The organism is Actinomycetota bacterium (genome assembly GCA_014360655.1).
In the GTDB taxonomy this organism is placed as follows: domain Bacteria; phylum Actinomycetota; class Geothermincolia; order Geothermincolales; family RBG-13-55-18; genus JACIXC01.
In genome coordinates this window covers 65,663-90,347 of the sequence record JACIXC010000004.1, presented here as the reverse complement: position 1 = coordinate 90,347, position 24,685 = coordinate 65,663, and the positions used below count along the sequence as shown (strand labels likewise).

14 protein-coding genes and 1 pseudogene are annotated in these 24,685 nt (G+C 63.7%); 5 read left to right on the top strand and 10 right to left on the bottom strand.

Translation table 11 applies throughout. The features are described 5' to 3' along the window. Positions 1-17: 17 nt before the first annotated feature. From H5T73_04380 to H5T73_04350, 7 genes and pseudogenes are all read right to left on the bottom strand, one after another. A complete protein-coding gene (locus tag H5T73_04380) occupies positions 18-1,883 on the bottom strand; it encodes an aldehyde ferredoxin oxidoreductase family protein (protein MBC7247003.1) in 1,866 nt (621 codons plus the stop codon). 413 nt (positions 1,884-2,296) lie between these two features. Next, positions 2,297-5,104, bottom strand: a complete 2,808-nt coding sequence (locus H5T73_04375) for a multicopper oxidase domain-containing protein (protein ID MBC7247002.1) — start codon at positions 5,102-5,104, stop codon at positions 2,297-2,299. Next, a pseudogene (locus tag H5T73_04370) lies at positions 5,081-5,446 on the bottom strand (hypothetical protein). The gene H5T73_04375 and the pseudogene H5T73_04370 overlap by 24 nt, the downstream one beginning before the upstream one ends. A 2,092-nt stretch (positions 5,447-7,538) precedes the next feature. Next, entirely contained in the window at positions 7,539-8,534 is a 996-nt protein-coding gene (locus H5T73_04365) for an ABC transporter permease (protein ID MBC7247001.1), read from the bottom strand. A gap of 67 nt (positions 8,535-8,601) precedes the next feature. Continuing rightward, the gene (locus H5T73_04360) at positions 8,602-9,588 is read right to left on the bottom strand and encodes an ATP-binding cassette domain-containing protein (GenBank protein MBC7247000.1); all 987 of its coding nucleotides are present in this window, start codon (positions 9,586-9,588) and stop codon (positions 8,602-8,604) included. A gap of 415 nt (positions 9,589-10,003) precedes the next feature. Next, positions 10,004-10,471 carry a MarR family transcriptional regulator gene (locus tag H5T73_04355; protein MBC7246999.1) on the bottom strand — a complete coding sequence of 156 codons (468 nt, stop codon included), beginning with the start codon at positions 10,469-10,471 and terminating at the stop codon, positions 10,004-10,006. 545 nt (positions 10,472-11,016) lie between these two features. Beyond that, positions 11,017-13,149 carry a sodium-translocating pyrophosphatase gene (locus H5T73_04350; protein MBC7246998.1) on the bottom strand — a complete coding sequence of 711 codons (2,133 nt, stop codon included), beginning with the start codon at positions 13,147-13,149 and terminating at the stop codon, positions 11,017-11,019. 203 nt (positions 13,150-13,352) lie between these two features. Here H5T73_04350 and H5T73_04345 point away from each other — a divergent pair, with 203 nt between their 5' ends. Further along, positions 13,353-14,027, top strand: coding sequence for a metal-dependent transcriptional regulator (locus H5T73_04345; GenBank protein MBC7246997.1), 675 nt, complete (start codon positions 13,353-13,355; stop codon positions 14,025-14,027). Positions 14,028-14,444: 417 nt separating this feature from the next. On the opposite strand, the gene H5T73_04340 is transcribed toward H5T73_04345, so the two are convergent. Both H5T73_04340 and H5T73_04335 read right to left on the bottom strand, forming a co-directional pair. Then, positions 14,445-15,782 (bottom strand): alpha/beta fold hydrolase, encoded by a 1,338-nt coding sequence (locus H5T73_04340; protein ID MBC7246996.1) that lies wholly within the window; start codon positions 15,780-15,782, stop codon positions 14,445-14,447. Between the two features lie 422 nt (positions 15,783-16,204). Further along, positions 16,205-17,539: an alpha/beta hydrolase gene (locus H5T73_04335; protein MBC7246995.1), complete on the bottom strand. Its 1,335-nt coding sequence runs from the start codon at positions 17,537-17,539 to the stop codon at positions 16,205-16,207. Positions 17,540-18,312: 773 nt separating this feature from the next. Between H5T73_04335 and H5T73_04330 the strand changes: the two genes are divergently transcribed. Beyond that, on the top strand, positions 18,313-19,065 hold the full coding sequence (locus H5T73_04330) for a TetR/AcrR family transcriptional regulator (GenBank protein MBC7246994.1): 753 nt from the start codon (positions 18,313-18,315) through the stop codon (positions 19,063-19,065). 244 nt (positions 19,066-19,309) lie between these two features. Continuing rightward, entirely contained in the window at positions 19,310-20,017 is a 708-nt protein-coding gene (locus tag H5T73_04325) for a TetR/AcrR family transcriptional regulator (protein ID MBC7246993.1), read from the top strand. Positions 20,018-20,095: 78 nt separating this feature from the next. On the opposite strand, the gene H5T73_04320 is transcribed toward H5T73_04325, so the two are convergent. Then, positions 20,096-20,728 carry a haloacid dehalogenase gene (locus tag H5T73_04320; GenBank protein MBC7246992.1) on the bottom strand — a complete coding sequence of 211 codons (633 nt, stop codon included), beginning with the start codon at positions 20,726-20,728 and terminating at the stop codon, positions 20,096-20,098. 173 nt (positions 20,729-20,901) lie between these two features. On the opposite strand from H5T73_04320, the gene H5T73_04315 reads away from it, so the two are divergent. Together H5T73_04315 and H5T73_04310 are read left to right on the top strand one after the other, a co-directional pair. After that, positions 20,902-22,065 (top strand): pyridoxal phosphate-dependent aminotransferase, encoded by a 1,164-nt coding sequence (locus tag H5T73_04315; protein ID MBC7246991.1) that lies wholly within the window; start codon positions 20,902-20,904, stop codon positions 22,063-22,065. A 228-nt stretch (positions 22,066-22,293) separates the two neighbouring features. Continuing rightward, positions 22,294-24,612 carry a S8 family serine peptidase gene (locus tag H5T73_04310; GenBank protein MBC7246990.1) on the top strand — a complete coding sequence of 773 codons (2,319 nt, stop codon included), beginning with the start codon at positions 22,294-22,296 and terminating at the stop codon, positions 24,610-24,612. Positions 24,613-24,685 lie beyond the last annotated feature (73 nt).

Below are 24,685 nucleotides of genomic sequence, written 5' to 3'. Positions count from 1 at the left end.
AAAGCCCGCGCCCGCGGTCACTTGTAGATGTCCTTCTCCAGGTAGGAGAGGCCCAGGGAGCGCAGCACCTCGGGCCTGGGCCTGCCATCCTCCTGCAGCCCGCGATACTCGTAGAACTCCCGCAGCATGGTCTCCATGTCGGGGACCACGCCCGCGATGGAGCCCTCCTTCGTGGGGGTCATGATCCTCTGGCCCAAGCGGTCGTCGGCCCCCGTGGCACCCCAGATGTGGCCCAGGCAGCGCTGCAGGAACCACACGCGCTCCCCCGCGCGCATCATGTCCTCGATCTCCCAGCCGTAGCCGGCCACGGCGTTGAAGAGGTCGCGCAGCAGCGGGATGGTGAAGGAGGTGGCCGGGAAGACGCACCAGCAGGCGGAGTTCATGATGCACCCCAGGTCGGAGGTCTTGGCCGCCGCCTCCGCCTTGTACTCCGTGCTCATCCCCCGGTAATGCTTGTCCAGCCCTATCTCCGGGAAGCGTATGGCCCCCCACTCCAGCTGGTACATCATGTTGGAGACGTGGCAGGCACCGCGCACGGAGACGGCGTAGGCCAGGCCGTCCCCCCAGTCGAGGCGCGGGTCGTGCATGGGGGCTTCCAGTCCCTTGCTGTCGGTGAGGAAGCGCTCGCTGCCGCCCCCCACCTCCCGGGAGGCGGCGCGGGAACCCATGGCCAGCAGGGTCGCCAGCTTCCCCTCCCGCCTGACGATCCTGGGCAGCAGGGATATCACCGTGTCTATGTCTCCCCACTCCAGCCTTATGCCCTCGTAATCCTCCGGCTTGAGGATGCCGTTCTCGTAGCAGTCCATGGCCCAGGCGAAGGTGGCCCCGCAGGTGATGGTGTCCATCCCCGAGCGGTTGCAGAAATCGTTGATCCAGGCCACCGCCTCCAGGTTCGGGTTCATGAGCATGGTGCCGAAGGCGCCCAGGGTCTCGTACTCCGGGCCGGCTCCCGGTCCCATGGCGTAGGGTCCTTCCGGGACTTCCACCACCGGCTTGCAGCGCACCAGGCAACCCCGACATGCGCGGCTCCCCACCTTGATCTCCTCGTCCATGGTGATCCCCGAGAGGCGCTCGCCGCCCTCCTCCCATATGCCCAGCCCCCAGTTGCGGGTGGGCACGTCGCCCTCGATCATCTTCGACTCCATGTTGCAGGCTGTGCCGAAGGCGCGCAGGGCCTTGGTCATGCCGCTTCTCTCCACCCAACCTTGGTAAGTCCTGGCGAGTTCCGCGAATCTCTCGGGGTCCCGGTACTGGAGCTTCCTCTCGCCCCTGGCCACGATTGCTTTTACCTTCTTGGAGCCCATGACCGTGCCCATGCCCGCGCGCCCGAAGACGTGGCCCTTGTCATTGACGATGCTCCCGAAGGGGACCAGGTTCTCGGACGCCGGCCCTATGGCCAGCACCTTGTGGGTCTTGCCGTGCCTTTCCTTCAGGATGTCCGTCGTCTCGTAGGTGTCCTTCCCCCACAGGTCTGAGGCGTCGACGAGGCGCGCCTCATCGTCTTCCAGGAGGAGATAGACGGGCCCCGACGCGCGGCCATGGAAAAAGATGGCATCGTATCCGCAGCGCTTCAGCTCGGGGCCGAAGTTGCCCCCGCAGGAGGCCTGCCCCCAGATGCCGGTCAGGGGCGAGCGCGCACCCACCGAGAGGCGGCTGGACCCGGAGAGCCCGATCCCGGTGAGGGGTCCCGCGGCGAAGATGAGCGGGCTTGCGGGATCCAGGGGTTCAGCGTCCAGGTGCCCGTGATCGTAGAGCAGCTTGGCGGCCAGGCCGGCTCCACCGATGTATTCCCGGTACATTTCCTCGGGGAGCTCCCTTGCCTTCATGCTTCCCGAGGCGAGGTCCACTTCCAGGATCTTCCCCATGTTTCCGTAAGCCATCATGACCTCCTCGCATGAGACCGACGTGACCTTATCCCGCTGAATCTTCCGCCCAAAGCCGCGCTGGTTTTATCGCTTGCTGCTGACTTAGCCGTTGGAAGCCGTCATTATTATAAACGCAAGCGCGATTTTTCATCCATCTTCCCACGTCCTCCCGGGAAACAAAGGAGGGCGGGAGGGCCGGGGTAAAGCAGGCGAGACGGTTCGGATGGGTTGCCCCGGCACAAGGCCGCAAGCTCATATGTCCCCACAACTTTTATCCCCGCAACTTTCCGAAAACCGGCTCAAGCTCCCCCATCAGCGGGCCAAGTACACGGGCTTCGTTTCATTTGCGGAAGGTTCGGAAAGCCCGCCTCCGCTTCCGGAAAGCAAGCGGGGGAAGGGGGCATCTCCCCCTCCCCCGCTCGTTCCTAGCCCTAGGGAGTCGTGACCGAGACCACGCCGGAGGGCGTCGAATCCGCCCGCACGGTGGGGAAGCCTATGGCCTCCGGGTCGCTATACGGCACCCGTGGCAGGTAGCCTACGACGTTGGCTGCTATCACACGGTAATAATAGGTGGTCCCCGCCGCGACCGTGGTGTCGACGTAGGTCTCCGCCGGAGGGCTCGTCCCCGGCCGGTCCGAGGTCAGCACGTTGGCGACCGTCTCCCAGGGGACGGTCATGGGGTCGGTGGTCCTCTGAATCACGAAGTACATCTCGTCGGCGGAATTGTCGTTCCAGGTGAGGGTTATCTGTGGTCCCGCGCCCGCCACGGCAACCAAGCCGTCCGGCGCGGCCGGGGCGGTACGGGCGGGCGTGAAGGACAGCTCGTGCATCATGTCCATCTCCTCGTGTGAGAGGATGTGGCAGTGCATCATGTACTCCCAGCCGAAGTTGACCAGGACGTTGTTGATCCGCCCCTCTACGCCGTCGTCCATAGTCGGCGTGCCTCCCGGCTCGACCCACTCGCCGAGCGGCGGAGGCTGCATCAGCGGCTCGCCCAGCGGCATAGCCGGGTTGATGGGCCGGATGCTGTCAGGCACCGCGAAGGGGACGGTGGGAGCATAGGGTCGCAGGGCTACGATGATGTCCTCCAGGGGGTTGACCCTTACCGTTTCTTTCCAGCCCAGCTCGTTGGCATCCGGAGGCATCACCATGTTGTCCCAGGCCACCCGGTTTATCACCTGCACGTTAAAGAGATGAAAGTGCAGCGGGTGAGTATCCACCCCGTTGTGGGTTATCTTCCAGATCTGGGTCCCATCTCCGGGCAGGGGCTCGGAGGGCGTAATGTTGTCGATGGTGATGTCGACGGGAGGCGAGATGAACGGGTAGAGGATGAAATTCTGGTTCTGGGCCCCCGTGTTCGGAAGCTCCAGGCCCAGGAACCCGGACATGCGCCCGTATTCCATGTCGAAGGCTTCGCCCATCTCGTCCTGGATGGCCTTGTGCTGGAAGGGGATGGTCACCGTCGCGCCGGAGATGGTCCGGAAGCTCTTCTGGGACTCGAAGATCCTTACGTATGGATCCCGTGCGAAATTCGCATCGTAGGCCGAGTTGTAGGCGGCGCTGGGCACGAGGATGGGGTCCTGGGACGACGCGAAGACGCCCGGGCTGGTGGCGGTCTTGGCCCAGGCCGCCTTCAGCGCATCCACGTCGTAAGGGGCGGCACCGGGGGCCGCGGCCACCTTTATCTGCATGATGGTCCGGGTGTTGGGTCCATAGCCGGGAATCACCGCGGGCGCACCGCCCGTGTCGGTGAGATCCGGGGCGCCGGTGTAGTAGTCGTAGCGCGGGTCGCGTGCCGGGAAAGGCGCCGGCGAGTCGTTGTAGAGGATGAGGGTCTTGCCGGCATAAGCCGAGAAGTCCACGATGACGTCGGCCCGCTCCGCCGGAGCCAGGAGCAGCGAGTGGGAGGTCACGTTGCCTACGTTGAACAGCGTGGGATCGGTCTGCCAGTCTATGGGTTGGGCGGGTATCACCACCGGCTCGGGCAGGAAACCGCCCTCGGTCCCGATCTGGATCCAGTCGGGACCGGCCGTCGCGGGGTCGGGAACGCCGCCTTCCCTCCCGTCCGTGGGCCAGGTTTCCGGGTACCCATCGGTGGCCACGGCCGGCACCATCTTCACCTCGGTATCGGTCCTCCCGTCCGGCGTTACCACCGACGGGTCTGCCTCGTAGAGCTGCAGGTTGAAGAAGCGGTCGTCCGCGACGCTGAGGATGCGGAAACGGTACGCCTTCGGCTGCAGTGTAACGGTGGGATAGGCCGTCCCGTTGACCACCGGCGTGTCCATGAAGGCCTCCATGACACTGGAGACATCGGGCACCCCGGGGATGGTCTCGTTTTCCCAGGGCGCGTTGACAGGGTCGTAGTAGGGATTGGGGACAGGGCCGTACTTGATGTTGTTGGTCGGAGGCCAGAACCACGGTCCATAGTGCCAACGCGCAAACTGGTTGAAGCCCCCGGGGTCAGCCGGGTTCTGGTTAGGCATGTAGACGTGCGGGAACCACAGGTTGCCCTTGCCGCCCCAGCGGGACTCGTCCCAGGTGGGGTCCTGCCACGCCAGTTGTTCCGCGTCGGGCACGAAGGTCTTGTCCTGGATCACGAGGGGGATCTGTTCGGCGGGGATGACCCTGGCCAGACCGGGGTTCGCACCGCTCAGGTTGGTGCCATTGATGAGGTCCTTTTCCACCTGGTCCTCGATGATGTAGGGAGCGGCCTCTCCAGCGTAGACGTTTAGGCGCGTTATTCCCCAGGCATGATCGTGATAGAACTGCAGCCGGGCGCTCTGCTGGTTGGTATAGAAGAGGGTCATGGAACCGTCCCCGGGGTCAGGCATGTCGGGGACGTTCACGACGCTTACGCCCTCCGGGTAACTGGTGATCTCACCGGCGGGCGTTATCCACTGGTGCGGCGTGCCGTCGCTTATCCAGGGGGTGAAACCGCCGTGAAGGTGCACGGCCGCGCGGTTCTGCGTGTAGACCTCGGCTATGCGGCCGAGAACGGTGGGGTCCCCGCCAGGGTCCACGTTTAGGGTGACCCGAAAGTGCGTGGCGTCGAGGCCCTCGGAGAGGACCGGGAAAACCCCGTTATAGGCGGCGGGCTGGAAGTCCTGGAACATGACCCGCATGCCTGCCTGGAAGGTGTGGGGATCCATGGTCATGACCTCAACCGTAGTCCCAGCTCCCCCTACCTGCATCACGTGATGGGGCATGGTCATTTTCGGGCCCATGCCCGCCCCCATCATCGTGGTGTCGACCGGTAGGAAGAGATCGCCGCCGGCTCCCGTCGGGAGCTTGTTGGTGAACTTTATTCGCACGGGACGGTCCCTCTGAGCCACGATCATGGGCCCCAGGTAGTTGAACACACTCACCGTCGGATCGGCGGTGTTCACCTGCCTGTACCCCCGCAGTTTTGTCGGCGGCAGGTCGGAGTGCATCTGTTCCATGTATTCTCCGAGCTCGATCTCGTAGTAATCCGAGCCCGGGTAGGTACTCTGGTCCGGGACGGCGACGGGTATGTACTGTCCGAGGTTGTTGGCGTTGACAACCCCCATACCAGGGAGGGTGTCCACGAACTTCCTCATGCCGGTTCCCGGAACAACGCGCAAAGCGGGCAGGGTGACGGGGGAAACCGGCAGACCCACCACGTCGTGCCCGCCCGTCCATTTCCCCATGTAGTTGAAGTACATGGGGCGCTCGGCCACGATCTGCTGGCCGTTGGTGCATTCCACCCTGGCGCTGAAGTCGTGGGCGGGATCGTCCCCGGTCCCCAGGGTGTTGCGGGGCAGGACGGTGGCGCGGGAGTTGGCGGGGACGGTGAGGGTCTCGGCTGCCGTGGTGGCGTCCCCCTTCATGTAGGTGATGGCAACCTCTGCGGCGGTGCCGCCCGGGTTCTGTATGCTGATGTAGGGGTCGAAGCCGGGGCGGCAGGTACCCTCGGCGAAGTAGAAGGAGCCCGCCGGAGCCGTCGCTCCCACCACGTCGTGCCCGCCCGTCCATTTCCCCATGTAGTTGAAGTACATGGGGCGCTCGGCCACGATCTGCTGGCCGTTGGTGCATTCCACCCTGGCGCTGAAGTCGTGGGCGGGATCGTCCCCGGTCCCCAGGGTGTTGCGGGGCAGGACGGTGGCGCGGGAGTTGGCGGGGACGGTGAGGGTCTCGGCTGCCGTGGTGGCGTCCCCCTTCATGTAGGTGATGGCAACCTCTGCGGCGGTGCCGCCCGGGTTCTGTATGCTGATGTAGGGGTCGAAGCCGGGGCGGCAGGTACCCTCGGCGAAGTAGAAGACGGTGGAGGTTTCGATCGCTCCCACCACGTCGTGCCCGCCCGTCCATTTCCCCATGTAGTTGAAGTACATGGGGCGCTCGGCCACGATCTGCTGGCCGTTGGTGCATTCCACCCTGGCGCTGAAGTCATGGGCGGGATCGTCCCCGGTCCCCAGGGTGTTGCGGGGCAGGACGGTGGCGCGGGAGTTGGCGGGGACGGTTAGGGTCTCGGCTGCCGTGGTGGCGTCCCCCTTCATGTAGGTGATGGCAACCTCTGCGGCGGTGCCGCCCGGGTTCTGTATGCTGATGTAGGGGTCGAAGCCGGGGCGGCAGGTACCCTCGGCGAAGTAGAAGACGGTGGAGGTTTCGATCGCTCCCACCACGTCGTGCCCGCCCGTCCATTTCCCCATGTAGTTGAAGTACATGGGGCGCTCGGCCACGATCTGCTGGCCGTTGGTGCATTCCACCCTGGCGCTGAAGTCATGGGCGGGATCGTCCCCGGTCCCCAGGGTGTTGCGGGGCAGGACGGTGGCGCGGGAGTTGGCGGGGACGGTTAGGGTCTCGGCTGCCGTGGTGGCGTCCCCCTTCATGTAGGTGATGGTAACCTCTGCGGCGGTGCCGCCCGGGTTCTGTATGCTGATGTAGGGGTCGAAGCCGGGGCGGCAGGTACCCTCGGCGAAGTAGAAGATGGTGGAGGTCACGGGCGGTGCGGGCTCATGTGGCGCGGCAAAGACCTCGGGGAACGGGCTGTTGGCGTAATTGGGCATGCCGAAATAATCGGGCGTATCACCAGGACCGATGGTATTCCCATTGGCCGCCGCCCTGTACTCCGGCCCCGTCTCCAGGCCTGCCGCTATCGCCCTGTCCGCCGCCGCCTGCCTCTCCTCCTGGGTAACCCTCGTATCCGTGGGGCGCTCGATATCGCCGTTGTCCTGCGCCACCGCGGTCGTCACCATGCTGTACGGTCCGGCCGCCACCAGGAAGGCGACCAGCAACAGCGTTGCCAAGGCGATGGACCCTCCAGGCTTGGATTTCTTCATTTCCCCCATCCTCACTTTCCCTTCCCGTCCCCGCGATCCTAGAGGCATCGGCACCCGACCGGATAAGAAAGACGCCATGCCGTGGATCCTTCCCTCATTTCCATCGTTTTCCTTTGCGCAGTTCACCGGACTCGACTTTCCAGCTTGTGGATATGTCGTCTTCTTCAATTGTCATGCATCCCCCATCTCATGGGGGTCGAGCGGAATGTCGTGCGGCGATCTTTGACCTTCACCATCTGCCTTTTCGCTTGCGCAGTCCGCAGAACCCGATTTTCCAGAGTGCAGCGATTTCGCTGCACTATAAGCATGATGCCCCTTTAGTGCGGAAAATAACCAGGGGATATGATCTAAATCAGAAGTGCCGGCGCTTCTTACGTTACTCGGCGCGGCTGAACTGCCAGAGGGCCAGGGCGAAGAGGAACACCCCGAACCCCGTCATGATCACGATGTCCAGCCACAGCGGATGGGCCTGCCCGGGGAGGGCGGCCCGCTGGGTCATGGCGGAGAGGGCGGCGGGATCCGGGTACCCCTTGCCCATCCCTATCTGGTAGATCTGGGGGTCCTTGAACCACACCGCGAACTGCGAGAGGGCGGAGGATGCCCCCTGTCCCATGTCGAGACCGCGCAGCATGATGCCCCGCAGGGCGTCCACCCCGTAGGTGAGGGGGTCTATCTTGGTGAGGAAATCCATCCATCCCGGCAGCCCCTGCAGGGGGAAGAAGGCGCCGGAAAGGAAGAAGAGCGGCATGAGGAGGAAGTTCATCACCATCGGGAAGCCCTCCATGGAGGTCATGCGGGCCGCCACCGCCACCCCCAGCGAGGTCAGGCTCATGGCCATGAGGATGATCAGTGGCAGCACCGCCAGCACCTTCCACAGGGTGGAGAGGCTGAACCCGTAGACCCAGGGAGTGAAGGCCAGCGCCAGGAAGATGGCCGCCTGCATGAGAGCGGTGGTGGAGCCGCCGATTATCTTTCCCAGGGCCACGGAGGAACGGGGGACGGGGGAGACCAGCACCTCCTTGAGGAACCCGAACTCCCTGTCCCAGATAATGGAAATGGCGGAGAAGACCGCGGTGAAGAGCACCGTCAGGCCGACGATGCCGGGGAACATGAACTTGATGTAGGGGACGTCCCCCCCGCCGAACACCTTGAAGGCGCTCTGCATGCCCACGCCCAGCAGCCCCAGGTAGATGATGGGCTGGGCGAAACCCCCTATGCGGCGCGGCTTGTCCCTCCAGAAACGCTTGAACTCGCGCAGCCATATGATATACACGCCCCGCATGCTTCTTTCCAGGGAAGACGAGCCGCGACGGCGAACCGTCCTTTCCTCCCCCTGGGCTTGGTCTACCACTTTTTCTTCCAGCGCGCCCATATCGTTTACTCCTCCGATCTCGCCTCGTCTCTCAAGCCTTTCCCCGTCCGCGACCTTTCTCCCGCGCCTACCTGGCGAAGGGGGGCCGCACTTGCACCGTCCTGCGCATGATCTCGAGTTCGTCCGCCCCTTCCTCACGGATCTCCCTGCCGGTGAGCTTGAGGAACACGTCGTCCAGCGTGGGGCGGTGCAGGCTGATGGACTGGATGGCGACCCCGAAGTCGCGGATCAACCGGGGGATGAACTCCTCGCCGCGGTCCACCTCGAAGCAGAGGCAGTCGCGGTCCTCCAGGATGTTGATGTCGTATTTCCGCTTCAGCTCCTCCTCGGCCCGCGCGTCGTCGGCGGTCTTCATGCGTATCACGTCGCCGCCCACCATGTTCTTGAGGTTCTCCGAGGTGTCCATGGCGATGATCTTCCCGTGGTCTATGATGGCGATGCGGTCGCAGTGTTCGGCCTCCTCCATGTAGTGGGTGGTGAGGAAGATGGTGGTGTCCTCCCTCTTCTTGAGGCCATCTATGTATTCCCAGATATACTTGCGGGTCTGGGGGTCCAGGCCTATGGTGGGCTCGTCGAGGAAGAGGACCTTGGGGTGATGCAGGAGACCTCGGGCGATCTCCAGCCTCCTCTTCATGCCCCCGGAGAATGTGATCACCAGGTCGTCCGCGCGGTCCAGCAGGTCCACCATCTCCAGGAGCTCCCGCTTGCGCCTATCCCTCTCGGAGGCCGGGACAGCGTAGATGACGGCGTGGAAGTCCAGGTTCTCGTTGGCGGTTAGGCGCTCGTCCAGGCTGGGGTCCTGGAAGACCAGGCCGATGGACTGGCGCACCTCGCTCCTGTGGGTCCGGACATCGTACCCGTTGACCCGGGCTGTGCCCGCCGTGGGGGCCAGCAGGGTGCAGAGCATGTTGATGGTGGTTGTCTTCCCCGCCCCGTTGGGGCCGAGGAAACCGAAGACCTCGCCGCGGTCCACGGTGAAGGAGACGCCGTCCACCGCGACCAGCTCATCGAACTTCTTCACCAGGCCCTCCACTTCCACCGCGTACCCGTCCATGCTCACTCCTTTATGTCATATCTCCTTTATGTCATATCGCCTTTCAACGTCTCCTCCGCCGCATACCCGCCTTCCCCGCAACGGGATCACGCGGATCCGCCCACCCCCGCCATGCTCCCTTCACCCCGCCGTTATGCCGGCTGGAGGTCCTCCCGGGCCGGGCGCCGCCTCACGCGCTCCCATCCCTCACTGCCATGGCGCTTCCGCGAGTTAATTTAGCACTGCTAAATGTAGATAGATTAATGCCCCCCTTGCCTTCTGTCAATGACCCGGCCCCGTGATCCACCCGGGAAACATGGCCTCACCGGAAGGTTCCCTCTCCCCTGTTGCGCCGCAACTTCCATTTTCCCTGCCGTGCTTGCGTAAGCCTGGGCGTGTTTCATCAGCGCCCCAAGTCCCCCTCTTCCTTTCCGGCTTACTCCAGCTTTCCGGCTTCCTCCAGCGCAGCCGAGAGCCTGGCGCTGAATCTCTCCAGCCATGCGACGAAGGCCTCTATCTCCCCGATGTCCTCCCTGTCCATGAGCTTCAGGAGCTCCTTCTTCTGCAGGTCCCCCATCTCCCGCAGGATATTCCGCCCCCTCCGCGTGAGGCGCACCATGGTCACGCGGCGGTTTTCCGGGTCCTTCCGCCGTTCCAGCCATCCTTTTTCGCAGAGGTTGTCGATCATGCGGCTGGCTGTGGGCACCGCCACCATCATCGCCCTGGAGATTTGGGTGACGGTCATCTCGTCATGCGCCTTGACCATCTTGAGGAGGAAAAACTGGGGCATGGTGATCCCTTGCCGGCCTACCACCTTTCGGAAAGCGTTTCCCCGCGCGCGCATGATCGCGCCCAGGCTCTCCATGAAGCGCTCCGCCAGCTCCTCGCGGCCGGTACCTTTCAACTCCATCCCCTTCCATACATTTAGCTATGCTAATTATTATATTTGCTGCATGCCGCCCGCGTCAACGTAAGGCTTTGGTGGTCTCCCGATCTTTTTCAACCCGGAAAGCGCCTGCCGAAACGATACAGCATCGCTTTGGGGTAGACCTTGACATGAAACAACGGCGCTCGCGAAAGACCCCCTCGTCACCGTGTCAATCTCCAGGATCGAATGTGGATCTTGACTTGGAACAACGGCGCCCGCGGGAGGGGCCTCCTTCCCTGCCCCTCCCGCCTTGCCCGGGGATAAGGCATCACGATGCCCGCCTTAAGGGCGAGGGCCGCCCACCCTGACATCACCGCTGCGCGGGGTAGCCGTGGCGCGCTTTCTAGAAGCCTGACTTGGATGCGAATGCGTGACCTGACCTTACCGCGGCGCGGGGTAGCCGTGGCGCGCAGCGGGGCGAGGTGCGCCTATCCCCGGCATCGTCTTGCCCCGCAAGGGAACCGCCGCCCGCAGGGGGCGGCGGCCTTCTTTCTTCTCCCGCAAGCGATGCGGGCGCTACGTCACCTTATGAACAGGGGCGCGAAGACCAGGGCGATGACCGACATCACCTTGATCATGATGTTCATGCAGGGACCGGCGGTGTCCTTGAAGGGGTCGCCCACGGTGTCCCCCACCACCGCCGCGGCATGGGTGGTGGTTCCCTTCCCGCCCAGGTTTCCCGCTTCGATGTATTTCTTGGCGTTGTCCCACGCGCCTCCGGCGTTGGCCATGAAGATGGCCATGAGGAATCCAACCACCAGGGCGCCGGCCAGGTACCCGGCCAGGGCCTGGTTGTCCCACAGGCCGATGACCACCGGGCTGATCACGGCTATGGAGGCGGGTGGGATCATGCGCCGGAGAGCCGCCCGCGTGGAGATGTCCACGCATCGGGCATACTCCGCCCGAGCCCCCTCCTTCCCCTCCTTCAGGCCAGGGATCTCCCGGAACTGGCGGCGGACCTCCTCGATCATATCGTAGGCCGCGCTACCCACCGCCTTGATGGCCATGGAGGAGAAGAGGAAGGGGAACATCCCCCCCAGGAAGAGGCCGACCACCGTCTGCCACCTGCCCAGATCGATGATGGTGATACCCACCGCCGCGGTGTAGGCCTTGAAGAGGGCCAGGGCGGTGACCCCGGCGGAGGCGATGGCGAACCCCTTGGCGATGGCCGCGGTGGTGTTCCCCAGGGCGTCGAGCGAGTCGGTTATCTTGCGCACTTCCGGCGGTCTCCCGCTCATTTCCGAGATCCCTCCGGCATTGTCGGCGATGGGCCCGTAGGCGTCAACGGAAACGGTCATACCCGTGGTTGAGAGCATGCCGATGGCCGCCAGGGCTATCCCGTAGATGCCGCTGTTGGCGACGTCGGGCATGGCCCAGTTCCCGGCCAGGTAGGCTCCGGCAATGGCCCCCACCAACAGGATGATGGCGCTGGCGGTGCTCTCCATGCCCTCCGAGAAGCCGGAGAGGATGGTGGTGGCGGGACCCGTCTGCGAGGACTTGGCGATCTCCTTCACCGGCTTGAAACGGTCGGAGGTGTAGACCTCGGATATCAACCCTATGGCCAGCCCGGCGGCCAGTCCGGCGACTATGGAGATCCAGAAGCCTATGGGGTGCTTCACCGCATCCACGCCGCGTAACCAGAAGAGGACCACGAAGAGGGTGCCTATGGTGGTGAGCAGCGCCGCCCCGTAGCTGCCGGTATTAAGGGCCCGCGAGGGATGCGAGCCCTCCTTGCTGCGCACGAAGAAGCTGGCGAGGATGGAGGCTATGATGCCCACGCCTGCGATGAGCATGGGGAGCAGCATGCCCTTGGTCACGCCCCCCGCTCCGGAGAGGGCGAAAACGGTGGCCGCCAGGGCGATGGGGGCCACGATGGATCCCACGTAGGACTCGTAGAGATCGGCGCCCATGCCCGCCACGTCCCCCACGTTGTCCCCCACGTTGTCGGCGATGACCGCTGGGTTGCGCGGGTCGTCCTCGGGGATGCCCGCCTCCACCTTGCCCACCAGGTCCGCGCCCACGTCCGCCGCCTTGGTGTAGATGCCGCCGCCCACGCGGGCGAAGAGGGCCACGGAGCTGGCGCCCAGGCTGAACCCGGTGATGATGGAGGCCTGCCCGGCGGGGCTGGTGACCACCTGCCACCACCTCACGAAGACCAGGTAGACCACGGAGAGGCCCAGCAGCCCCAGGCCGGCTACCGTGAGGCCCATCACGGCGCCGCCGCGGAAGGCTATGGTCAGTGCCTTGCCGGTACCTCCCTCTTCCGCACCATGAGTTGTCCTCACGCTGGCCTTGGTGGCGATGTTCATCCCTATGAACCCTGCCGTCATGGAACAGATGGCTCCCAGGACATAGGCGATGGCGGTATAGATACCGGTATAGGTGCTCTGCCCTATGACCCTTTCACCGTTGACTATATCCACCGGCTTGTACCAGATGAAGATGGCGATGAGAGCAAAGACGATGAGAACGAACACGGCCAGCACCTGGTACTCTCTCCGGATGAAGGCCATGGCCCCCTCCCGGATGGCTCCGGCGATGGACTGCATCTTCTCGTCGCCGGGGGCTTCCCTGGTGACCATCCTGGCGTAGATGAAGGCCATGATCAGGCCCACCAGCGCGGCACCCCCCGTGGCTAAGGCCCAGTACTCCATATCTCACTCCTTCCCCTTTTACCGCGATTCCTCCCACGAGGCCTTCTATCTTTGCGGGCGTCTGCCCGCCTTCAACCGCTTCCGCGGCGGCACAAGGTATCGTATAACCGCGAGCCGCCAGGTTCTGGTTCTTGTTGAAAATTCGGAACGACGAAATTATAATTTGGGTTATTCAAAATTTCAAGGATTTTGGGGGAGTGCACATGAAATCGCCACGCAACCCTTCCGCAAGGGATTTTTTCGGAGATTATCTCAAGCACATCTTCCGCCTGCAGCAGGCATCCAGCCCGGTGTCCACCACCGCGCTGGCCGAGTCCATGGGGCTCGCTCCCTCAACCGTGACCGACACGCTGAAGAAGCTCTCCCAAAAGGGGTTGATCAACTACACCCCCTACCACGGCATCACCCTCACCCCGGAGGGAGAGAAGATGGCGGTGAAGGCCATCCGCCGTCACCGCATCGTGGAGAGGTTCCTCACCGACATGCTCGGGTTCGAGTGGCACGAGGCCCACGAGGAGGCGCTCCCCTTCGAGAACCAGATCTCCGAAGAGGTGGAGAGGAGGCTCTTCGTGGCCCTCAACCGCCCCAAGGTCTGCCCCCACGGCTACCCCATACCCTCCAAGGTAGAGGACGTCAGGGTGGAGGAAACCACACTCTATTCCCTGGAACCCGGGGAGCGGGCGGAGGTCATCAGCGTGAAGGACGACGAGCCCGAGTTGCTTCAGTTCATGGCATCGCTGGGGATCAAGCCGGGGGTTAGGATCAGGGTGATAACCAAGGATCCCTTCAAGGGGCCCCTGCAGGCCGTGGTGGGCAGGAATCGCCGCACCGTGGGCTGGCACCTGGCCAACTCCATCTACGTGCGCAAGTTGGTCTGAGGAGTCGCGTCTTCGATCCTCACGTGCAGCGTCCGCCAGACACGAGGGCACGGGGCGGTCGTTGTCTCCGCGTGTCGGAAGTAGTGGCCGAGAGCTACGCTCCGTCGCCGTGCATGCAATGCATATCAAGGTCGGAAGATGCGCATGCCTACCCGGTGCGCCTCCCCCAGGCCATCCAGGTAAGCCGGGCACTCCGCGCCCAGCTACCCCGTGCCGGGCATGACCGCCGAGAGGGGTATGCTTTCGTAGCGGCAAGTCGCCCCCTCGGGAGGCCACCCTCGGGGGCGACTTGCGCCCGGCGACTTTCGGCCTTTGATCTCGACCGCCAAGATACCGGCAAGGTCAGCGGCGTGCGCGCTCTCGCCCCTGCCTTTCTACGCTCCGGCCCACCGACCGCGCGGGCATCCGCTCCGCGCCTCAAAGCGACTTCAGCCAGTCCCCGATCTTCGGAAAGAGCTCCTTGGGCGCGTTCAACCCCATCACCAGATCCACGTGGGCGGTGTTGGAGATCACGTAGTACCTGTCCTTGCTGTTGCGGGTCTTCCTGTCGTAGAAGCTCCTGATGTCCTCTGGGTTGGTGATGTCCCTGGTGGCGTCCGCGATGACCAGGGCGGGTAGCTTGATCTTGCCCAGGTTGTCCGAGTAGTAGTAATAACCATCACCGGAGCGGGGTTCCGGCGGAGCCACCAGAAGGGAATTCAGGAGCCCGTTGCGGTAATCCTCCCTCAGCTTGCCGTTGACGATGGCATCGGCGAACTGTGCCACAACCCGGGTGCTCACCCCGTCCAGCCCGTACCGGAAGAAATACCTGGAGACCCCGGGATCCATGTTGGCGGGGTTGATGAGCAGCAACAGGTTCAGCAGCCCGAGATCGGGATATCCTATCGTTCCCCACAGCCAGCGGGCCATGGTCTCCAGCGCCATGAGTGGATCGGCGGCCAATCCGCCCAGGTTGGAAGTGAGCGGCCTCAGGTCCAGGTATAGTGGAGTGGACAACGCCGGCCACAGCAGCACCTGCAGCAAGGCGGGTATGGAACCGCCTGGTATTACCGGTCCATCCAGGTCCACGAACCCCTTCAACGCCTGCGAACCTGTCCCGTTGTTGCGCTGGGAGGCCAGCCAGCTGTCGGAAACGACGTGTGAGCCTGCGTCCGAGGCGCTGCTGAACTTGGCCCCCTGCAGGTACATGTAAGCCATGGTCGAGCCCATGCTGTGCCCGATCCATACCGGCTTCTTGCCCGTTACCGACCTCACCTTGGTGACTATGGCCGGCATGTCATAGATCCCAAGCTCGTCGATGGCATAGCCGCCGGCGCCCCCGCTTCTGACGGGATCGCGACCCTCGCCGCGGTAGTTCACAAGCCAGACGTCGTAGCCCTGGTCCCAGAGGTAGTAAGCAAGGCTGTAATACCTCATGGGGTCCGCGTTCACGTAAGGGTCTCCCTTGGCCCAATCCGCCAGGTCGGAGGGCAACTTCACCCCGCAGCTCTCCCCCTCCGGGGTGTGAAGGTCGAAGAAGTTATGGTTGCAGAGTATCCCCGGCATGAGGATGACCGGCTGTTTCCCGGCGCGGAAAGCGCTTGCGGCGTCGGGACGGTACCGCTTCAGGACGATCTCCACCCCATCCAGGGTGTTGACTTTGTACATCTCCTGCTGCGTGGAGGTCGCGGCACCTGCCGTCCCGGGAAGGATCACGAGAAGCGCGATGAGCGCGGCCAGCAAAATAGCGGTGAAGCCAGAGAATCTCCCCCTCATCACATCCCCCTTTCGCGTTAGAAACCGCATTATGCAACGCTTTTGACGGTGCACTAACCTGTCATGGCCATACCCCCTTTCCCTTCTTCTCCTATTTGTGGAAGTGCCATGATGCAGGGGTTCATAGACGCGAACATGTTTGTTACCAATCAGTTTATCTAATAATGTATTGACATGTCAATACATTTCTTGGCTTCCCGTTCGCCGCCGGCAAGCCTCACGATCGTCCGGTGTTTTACGGTTTAAGCGCCGGCCACGATTCCGTAACGGGGAACCCCTTCATCACGGGGAACCGAAACGCTTGTTCCCGCCAGGCAAAAGCGATCACCTCCCGGAAACCGGGAGGTGATCCTTCCGCATGCTACGGGTGCGGCAAACCCCAGAGTGAGCGCGTGACCTCCATTCCGCCGGACGGGCGGCCGTCACAGGCTCGCCAGCCAAGACCCTATCTTCGGGAACAGCTCCAGCGGGGCGTTCAAGCCGATGACCAGGTCCACGTGGGCGGTGTTGGGGATCATGAAATACAGGTCCCTGGCGTCCCTGGTCTTCTTGTCATAGAAGCCCTTAACGTCGCCGGGGTTGGTGATGTCCTTTGTTGCGTCGGCGATGACCAGGGCGGGAAGGCTTATCTTGGCCAGGTTGTCGGAGTAGTAATAATAACCGTCTCCCGCCTTTGGCGCCGGCGGCACCTGTCCCCACTTGGGCGCGTTGTGCCAGTCCTCCCTTAACTTGCGGTAGGTGATGGCGTCCGCGAAGTGGGTGAGCACCCTGGCGCTCACGCCGTCCACCACGAACTGGAAGAAGAAGTTCGAGACGCAACCGCTTATGTTCCCGGGGTTGATGAGGCGCACGATGTTGAAGATGTCCATGCCGGGAACGAGTCCGATGATCCCCGACATGGCCGCCAGGAGCGACTGCAGGGCCAGCATGGGATTGGACGCCAGGTAGCCGAAGTTGGCGGTGAGGGGGCGCAGGTCAACGTACATGGGCACCCCCAGGAGCATGAAGACCAGCGGCCGCAACAACGGGTTTATGGAGCCTCCCGGGATCACGGGACCGTCTAGGTCCACCAGGCCCTTGAGGGCCTGCGAGCCTTCCCCGTCGTTCCTCTCGGCCACCAGGGCGGGGTCGGAGACGATCTTGCTCTGGGTGTTGGTGGGATCCGTGAACCTCGCCCCCTGCAGGTACATGTAGGCCATGGTGGAACCCATGCTGTGTCCTATCCACACCGGCTTCTGTCCCGTGAGCTCGCGTACCTTGGTCACGATGGCCGGCATGTCGTTGGCGCCCAGCTCGTCGATGGCGAAGGGGCCGGCGCCACCGCACCGCATCTCGTCACGTCCCTCGCTGCGGTAGTTTGCAGTCCACACGTCGTATCCCTGGTCCCACAGGTAATATGCCAGGCTGTAGAACTTCATGGGGTCCGCTTCGATGTAGGGATCGCCCTCGGCCCAGTCGGGGAGGTCCTCCGGGAGCTTCACTCCGTTGTAGGAAGCCCCCTTGGGCGTCCTAACCTCGTAGAAGTTGTTGTTGCAGAGCAGGCCCGGCATGAGGATGACCGGCTGTGCCCCGGTACGGTAAAGGGCGCCCTCCGCGGGAAGGTAGTGCTTGATCACCAGCTCCACCCCGTCGGCGGTGGTGACGGTATAGAGGTCCTCCCCGGCCTCGGTCACCGTTGCCGCAGGATTCGCGAGCGCCGGGGCCATGAGCGCCAAAGCCAACAACGCCGACAGGAATACACACAGGAAGTAACTCAACCCTCGCCTCATTCGTTTGCCCCCTTTCTATCTTTCGAGAAAAAATGACGCCGTCCTGAAAACGACCGATCTTCCCTCTAGCATCCCCCCTTGTCCGTTAACCCATCGCACCTGTCCGCATGCACCGCAGATACGGGAACGAGTACCAATGCGGTGTCCAGGGCCGACCGTTAAAGAATCAACAAACAGCCAATTCCACCCTACAATACGAGAAAGAAACTATTGACAAGTTAACATATATTAGATTGACTAGTCAATACATTTTTTCTTTAACGGATATGCTTGATATCTCCTGCTAAACAACCTGCAGGATTACAGCCATCGTGGACGATTTCATTTTACTGACAATCAAGTATAATTTCTTTCTTCACGGCGATGACCGTCGCCAGCGCATATCGAGAGCGCCTTTCCTGCTGCGCGCGCAAGGCTACAGTCACTTCCCGGGCCTAAATACGCGGGCATCCCTCCGACCCGAGCGGGAAGCGGCAGGCACCTCTTACCTCCGGGGATGAATCCGGTCCGCGTTTCCCCGCGTCACGGACACGAGGGTGACCTCGCCCCCGGGCGCAGTCCTTTTGCCTCGGCTGCCGCCACGCAAGTAGGCATGGGATATCGGTGCCGTGAGCCGGAGCGAGCTCACGTTTTCAGACGGGATAACAGACTTTGAAAATCTGAATTCCTCCGGAAATTGTTGTTCGCCAAGCCTGCGTCTGATATCTTCATGCTGAGCGAGGGGGAACGAGCCTCCGGAGCGGGAATGTCGAGGAGTCAGCATGGGTGGGAAGAGAAGGGTGCTGCCCCGCAAGGAGCGGGAGAGGCAGCTTTTGCACGAGGCCATCAAGATATTCGCCGCCAAGGGATACGTCGCCACCTCGATTACGGACATCGTGGAAAGCGCCGGGGTGGCGCGGGGCACCTTCTATCATTACTTCAAATCCAAGGAAGAGATCTTTTTACGCATCATAGACATCTACTTTGAGAACCTCAACAGGATCCTCGAGGCCAACAGCGTGCGCATCAAGAGAGCCTTGATGGCGGACGGCAACTTCCTCTTCGCCTGGCTGGACTTCGCGTTGGATTTCTTCCGTTTCCACCGCGACAATATCGATCTCACCTCCATCATCTACCGTCAGGCTATGGGACAGGAGGCCGTTTTCTCCGAAAAGCTGGAGAGTTACGCCCTTTACTCGCGCCGCGTGCTGGCTGCGGAGCTGCGCATGCTCGCGGAGCGCGGCTTCATCATACAGTGCGACTTCGACGTGGCCGCGGCCATCATCACCGGGGCTGCCCTGGAGATCATCATGCACTTCGTGACGACGAACAAGGACTACGACCTGGAAAAGGTCGCCTTCGAGCTGGTGAAGAACCAGTCCCGAGCCCTGGCGGTGAACTTGCGTGTGGTCGACCGCCTCCTCGCGACCATGGAAAAAAGCCTCCACGTCAAGCCCTCCCTGATGGAGGAAACAACAGTCGACGCCAACCAAAACCCCGCTCCCGAGAGTGAGCGGGCCACACCGGGACCCTGACGTGTATCGTGACCTGCCTGTCCTCCGGTCTCCTGCGGCGGGACCATTCCCTCCGTCGCGCCGGCGTCGAACCGGGCCAGACGCAACCGTGCCCCTCGAGGATCAGCGAGCCGCCTTCCTGCGGGAAGCGGAGACGCCCGTGGCTTGCCTCTGCTGGTCACGGGTGACATAATATGTTCCGTCGTTTGCTCTCTTCGGATTCGGCTCTTCAGAAAAGGAAATGACGTCTTTCGGGGGTCCGCCGTTGGCGAGAAAAAGGGGTTCCCTGGCGCGTGAGGAACGGGAGCAGCAGATCCTGCGGGAGGCCGCGAGGATATTCGCCACCAAGGGATACCATGCCGCTTCGGTCACCGAGATCGTGGAAAGTTCCGGCGTGGCGCGGGGGACTTTCTACAACTACTTCGATTCCAAGGAGGACGTCTTTCTCAAGCTTGTCAATTCCTATTTCGAACAGCTTACGGACATTCTCGAAAGAAACAGCGCCCGCTTAAGGGAAGCCGTCCTGGGCGGCGGGCGGCCGCTCGAAGCGTGGTTGCAGAACGCCCTCGACTATCTCCGTTTTCACAGGGACAACCCTCACCTGACTTCCATTATCTACCGTTTAGCCATGGGCCGGGATAACGCCTTCTCGCAGAAGGTGGAAAACCAGGCGGTGTTCGCGAGAAAGAAGATGGCGGAAAGCCTGGACATGTTACTGGAACGGGGCATGATCATCCCCTGCGACACCGAGCTGGCCGCTACCTTCATCGCCGGATCCTCGGTGGGCTTGATCCTCTCGCGCCTCCTCTGGGACGAGGATCGCGATCTCACACGGCTGGCCTTCGAGCTGGTCAGAAACCAGTCCCGTGCCATGGCCACCTCCCAGATGGGCATCGACCGCTTCTTGAAAGCCATGGAGCGGGAACTCTTCGCGGCGGGGACCGGCGCAAAGGAGAGCGCAGGGGAGGGGTAGGGCGAGTACCGATCCAGCCGTCAAGGGATACGGAACCACGCGAAATGCGTGGCGGTGCCCGGGGATCACATCCCCGGTTCAGCCGTTTTTCAGGCGCTCCTCGAGCTCGGAGATGGCCTGCCTGAGCTTGCTCTGCCGGATGGCGGTGGTGAGGTCGCCCCGCGTGCGCTCGATGATCCCCCGCGCCATGTCCGTGGTGCGGCGCAGGTTGCCGGTGATGGCGTCGGGATAGTCGAAGGAGACCAGGAGGTAATAGATGTCGTCCATGAACGAGAGCAGCTCGTCGCTGCGCTCGAGGTGCCCCTCGCGGACGAGGTCCAGGATGGCGCGGCGTAACTCTCCCACCGCCTCCCCCAGGCCGTTCAGGTAGGCCGGGTACTCAACGCCCAGCTCCTCGGGGCCGGGCAGCGCTTCTCCGTTGATGAGCGCGAAGGTGGAGCACGCTTCGGCGTATTCCTTCTGCGCGTCGTGCACGAAGCCGGCCGTGTAGACCTCAGGGTGGTCAGCGGTGATGTGGGTGATGTTGGCCGAGAGGTCCCGCGCCTGCCGCAACAGCCTCTCCGCCTCCTCCCTCTCCCCCCTGTGCACGCTGCGGATGACGTAGCTGGAGACCTGTACCAGGGACCGGCAGAGCCTCAGGACCTCCTCCCGGGTATTGTTCTTGGCCTCGAAATCGGCGCGTATGCGCGTCCGCAGGGCTTCCCAGTCCATGGCCTCTCCTTCCAGATGAAGCGACCGCCTCCCGGTCTCGCCATTATCCTTCCCGATAAACTATACATCATGCGCCGCCCTTTCCCCTTTCCCCGTGTAATATAACCCTTTCCCCGTGTAATATAATGTTCTTCAATCTCGTTGCAGGGGAAGCGGCATCCCGGAGGTAGCCGATGACAGCCGGCCGCGGCGAACGCATACCGCCCTTCATCGTCATGGAGGTCCTGGAGAAGGCCCTGCAGATGGAGCGCGAGGGACACGACGTCGTCCACATGGAGGTGGGTGAGCCCGACTTCGACACCCCGCGCTGCGTCAAGGAGGCCGCCTACCGTGCCATGCTGGAGGGCAAGACCCACTACACACACAGCCAGGGCGTGCGGGAGCTGCGCGAGGCCATATGCGAGCACTACCGCGAGAAATACCACGTGGAGGTGGACCCCGACCGCGTCGTCGTCACCAGCGGCAGCTCCCCGGCCATGCTCCTCCTCTTCGCCGCCCTCCTGGACCCCGGCGACGAGGTCATCCTGTCCAACCCATGCTACGCCTGCTACCCCAACATCGTGGAGTTCGTTGACGGCAGACCGATGGAGGTCCCGGTCTTCGAGGAGGACGGTTTCCAGTACCGCCCGGAGGAGATAGAGAAGCGCCTGGGGAAAAGGACCAGGGCCGTCATCATCAACTCCCCCTCCAACCCCACCGGGAACCTCCTGGAGCCGGAGACCATGGAGGAGATCGCGGCCTTCGCCCGCAAGGGGCTCTACGTGGTGAGCGACGAGATCTACCACGGGCTGGTCTACGAGCGCAGGGAGCACTCCATCCTGGAATTCACAGAGCACGCTTTCGTCATCAACGGCTTCTCCAAGCTCTACGCCATGACCGGCTGGCGCCTGGGATACCTCATCGCCCCCGCGGAATTCGTGCGCCCCATACAGAAGATGATGCAGAACCTCTTCATCTCGGCCAACGACTTCGTGCAGTGGGCGGGCATCGCCGCCCTCACCGAGGCCGGCGAGGAGGTGGAGGCCATGGTGCGCACCTACGACCAGCGGCGCCGCTTCCTCCTCCCCCGCCTGCGCGAGATCGGCTTCGGTGTGGCGGTGGAGCCCCACGGCGCCTTCTACATCCTGGCCAACGCGAAGCGCTTCACCGACGATTCCTATTCCTTCGCCATGGAGCTCCTGGAAAACACCCGCGTGGCGGTCACCCCGGGGATAGATTTCGGCAGCGGGGCGGAGGGTTACATACGCTTCAGCTACGCCAACCGGCTGGACAGGCTGGAGGAGGGGGCGCGCCGCCTGGAGGCCTACCTGGCCTCCCGCGGCCCGGGGCAGGGATAAGCCTGCGTCCCTCCTACCGCACCGCATGACGGCGCCTGGAATTCTTGCCTTGCTTTACCGCACAATCGTCTTATCGTATATCATCGGATATCATCAGGTATCCGGGACTTACGCCCGGAGGGGAAACGGGCTCTGGGGCAAGAGGGAACCGTGACGCGCGAAAGGCGTCACATGCATAGCACGGGAAAACGAGCCGAACCATTTTCATATGAAACCGGAGGAACCGGGATGCGCAGGGGAGATCTCGCCGGCGGAGCGGATAAGGGCTGCGGCTACGGTTTCGTAGACAAAGCCGGGCTCCTCACGGTGTTGCTGCTCTCGGCCGTCCTGCTGCTCGCCTTCCCGCTTTCCGGCATCGTCTCCGCCGCGGGGGACGGTGGAAGCGAAAGCGGTGATGGAGCCCCCCGCGAACGGGTCATCGTGCGCCTGGAGGAAGGGAGTCAGGACAAGGCCCGCGGTGAGCTGCTTTCCCGCGGGGCGCGCTTCCTGGAGCGCCTCCCCGGGGGGGAATTCCTACTGGACGTCCCCTCCTCCCTGTCCCCGGAATGCCTCCAGGGATTGCCGGGGGTGGCCTGGGCCGAGCCGGACCTCCTCTTCCGGGCGGCGGGCACGCCCAATGACCCCGACTACCCCAGGCAGTGGTACATGGAAAAGATCACCATGCCGGAAGCATGGGACATCGCCGGCGGCGGGAGCGGCGACGTGGTGGTGGCGGTGGTGGACTCCGGGGTGGCCTACCGCAGCGACGGCTACTTCTCGCGCGCCCCCGACTTCCAGTACACCTCCTTCGTCCCGGGTTACGACTTCGTGGCCAACGACGCTTACCCCGACGACGAGTACGGGCACGGCACCCACGTGGCCGCCATCATCGCCTCCTCCTACAACAACGCCTTCCGGGCCGCCGGCATGGCCTACCGCTGTTCCATCATGCCCGTGCGTGTCCTGAACGCGGACGGCGTGGGCACCGCCTCCGCCGTGGCCTCCGGTATACGCTACGCCGCCGACCACGGGGCACGGGTGATCTGCCTCAGCCTGGCCTCCCCACGACACAGCGAAACGGTGGGGGAGGCGGTGCGCTACGCCTACGGCAAGGGCGTGACCTGCGTGGCCGCCGCCGGGAACGAGGGCTCCGACCCGGGCTATCCCGGCGGCATGGACTGCCCCGCCGACGAGGGCGCCTACGTGCTGGCGGTGGGCGCCACGGACTACCGCGACCTGCGCGCCCACTACTCCAACTACGGGGAGGGGTTGGACCTGGTGGCGCCGGGGGGAGACCTCACCCGCGACGACAACGGCGACGGTCACGGGGACGGCATCCCCCAGGAGTCCTACCGCACCGCGGGCAACCCCCAGTCCGGCTTTTCCTTGGTGTGGGGGGAGGGGACGAGCATGGCGGCCCCGCAGGCGGCGGCCGCTGCGGCGCTCCTCCTCTCCCTTGACCCCAGGCTCTCTCCCCCGGAGATCACCCGGTTACTAACCGCGACCTGCCGCGACCTGGGCCCGGCGGGGTGGGACCCCTATCACGGGCACGGCATCCTGCAGGTGGCCGCCGCGCTGCGCGCCATGCAGTCCAACAGGTGGTACTTCGCGGAAGGGACCACCCGCGAGGGTTTCTCGGAATGGCTTTGCGTGCTCAATCCCTCAGGGGAGGACATATACGTCCGCTTCACCTTTCTCCTGCCGGGCGGAGGCGAGGAAGTCCGGGGTTACTCCGTGCCGCCCGCGAGCAGGTTCACCCTCAACGTGAACGAGGCGCTGGGCCCCGGTAAGGACGTGTCCGCCGTGGTGCAGAGCGCCGGCTTCATCGTCGCCGAGAGGGCCATGTATTTCAACTACCGCGGTGCCTGGCAGGGAGGGGAAAGCGCCGTGGGAGCCGTATCCCCCTCCATTAACTGGTACTTCGCGGAGGGGACCACCCGCGACGGTTTCGAGGAATGGCTCACCCTGGCCAACCCGGGAGGAGAGGCGGCGGTGGCCGGTGTGGACTTCTTCCCGGGTCCCGGGCAGGGACCGGTGATCTCCCGGACGGTCTACGTCCCTCCCCGGGCGCGCGAGACGCTCTTCGTGAACGAGGCGGTGGGGGCGGGCAAGGACGTCTCCCTGCGCGTCACCTCCCTGAACGGGGTGCCGGTGGTGGCGGAGCGTCCCATGTACTTCTCCTACAAGGGGACGGTGCAGGGAGGCCACAACGCCGTGGGGGCCGTATCCCCCTCCATTAACTGGTACTTCGCGGAGGGGACCACCCGCGACGGTTTCGAGGAATGGCTCACCCTGGCCAACCCGGGAGGAGAGGCGGCTGTGGCCGGCGTGGACTTCTTCCCGGGTCCCGGGCAGGGACCGGTGATCTCCCGGACGGTCTACGTCCCTCCCCGGGCGCGCGAGACGCTCTTCGTGAACGAGGCGGTGGGGGCGGGCAAAGACGTCTCCCTGCGCGTCACCTCCCTGAACGGGGTGCCGGTGGTGGCGGAGCGTCCCATGTACTTCTCCTACGGTTCTTCGGCATGGAGAGGAGGGAGCTGTGTCTTCGGTCACGATCCCAACCGGTAGGCGGTTCGGGCAAGCGCGCATGGTCCCGCGCGGCACGCGCGCGGGCACGTCAGGTCCAAGGGGAATCCCTTGC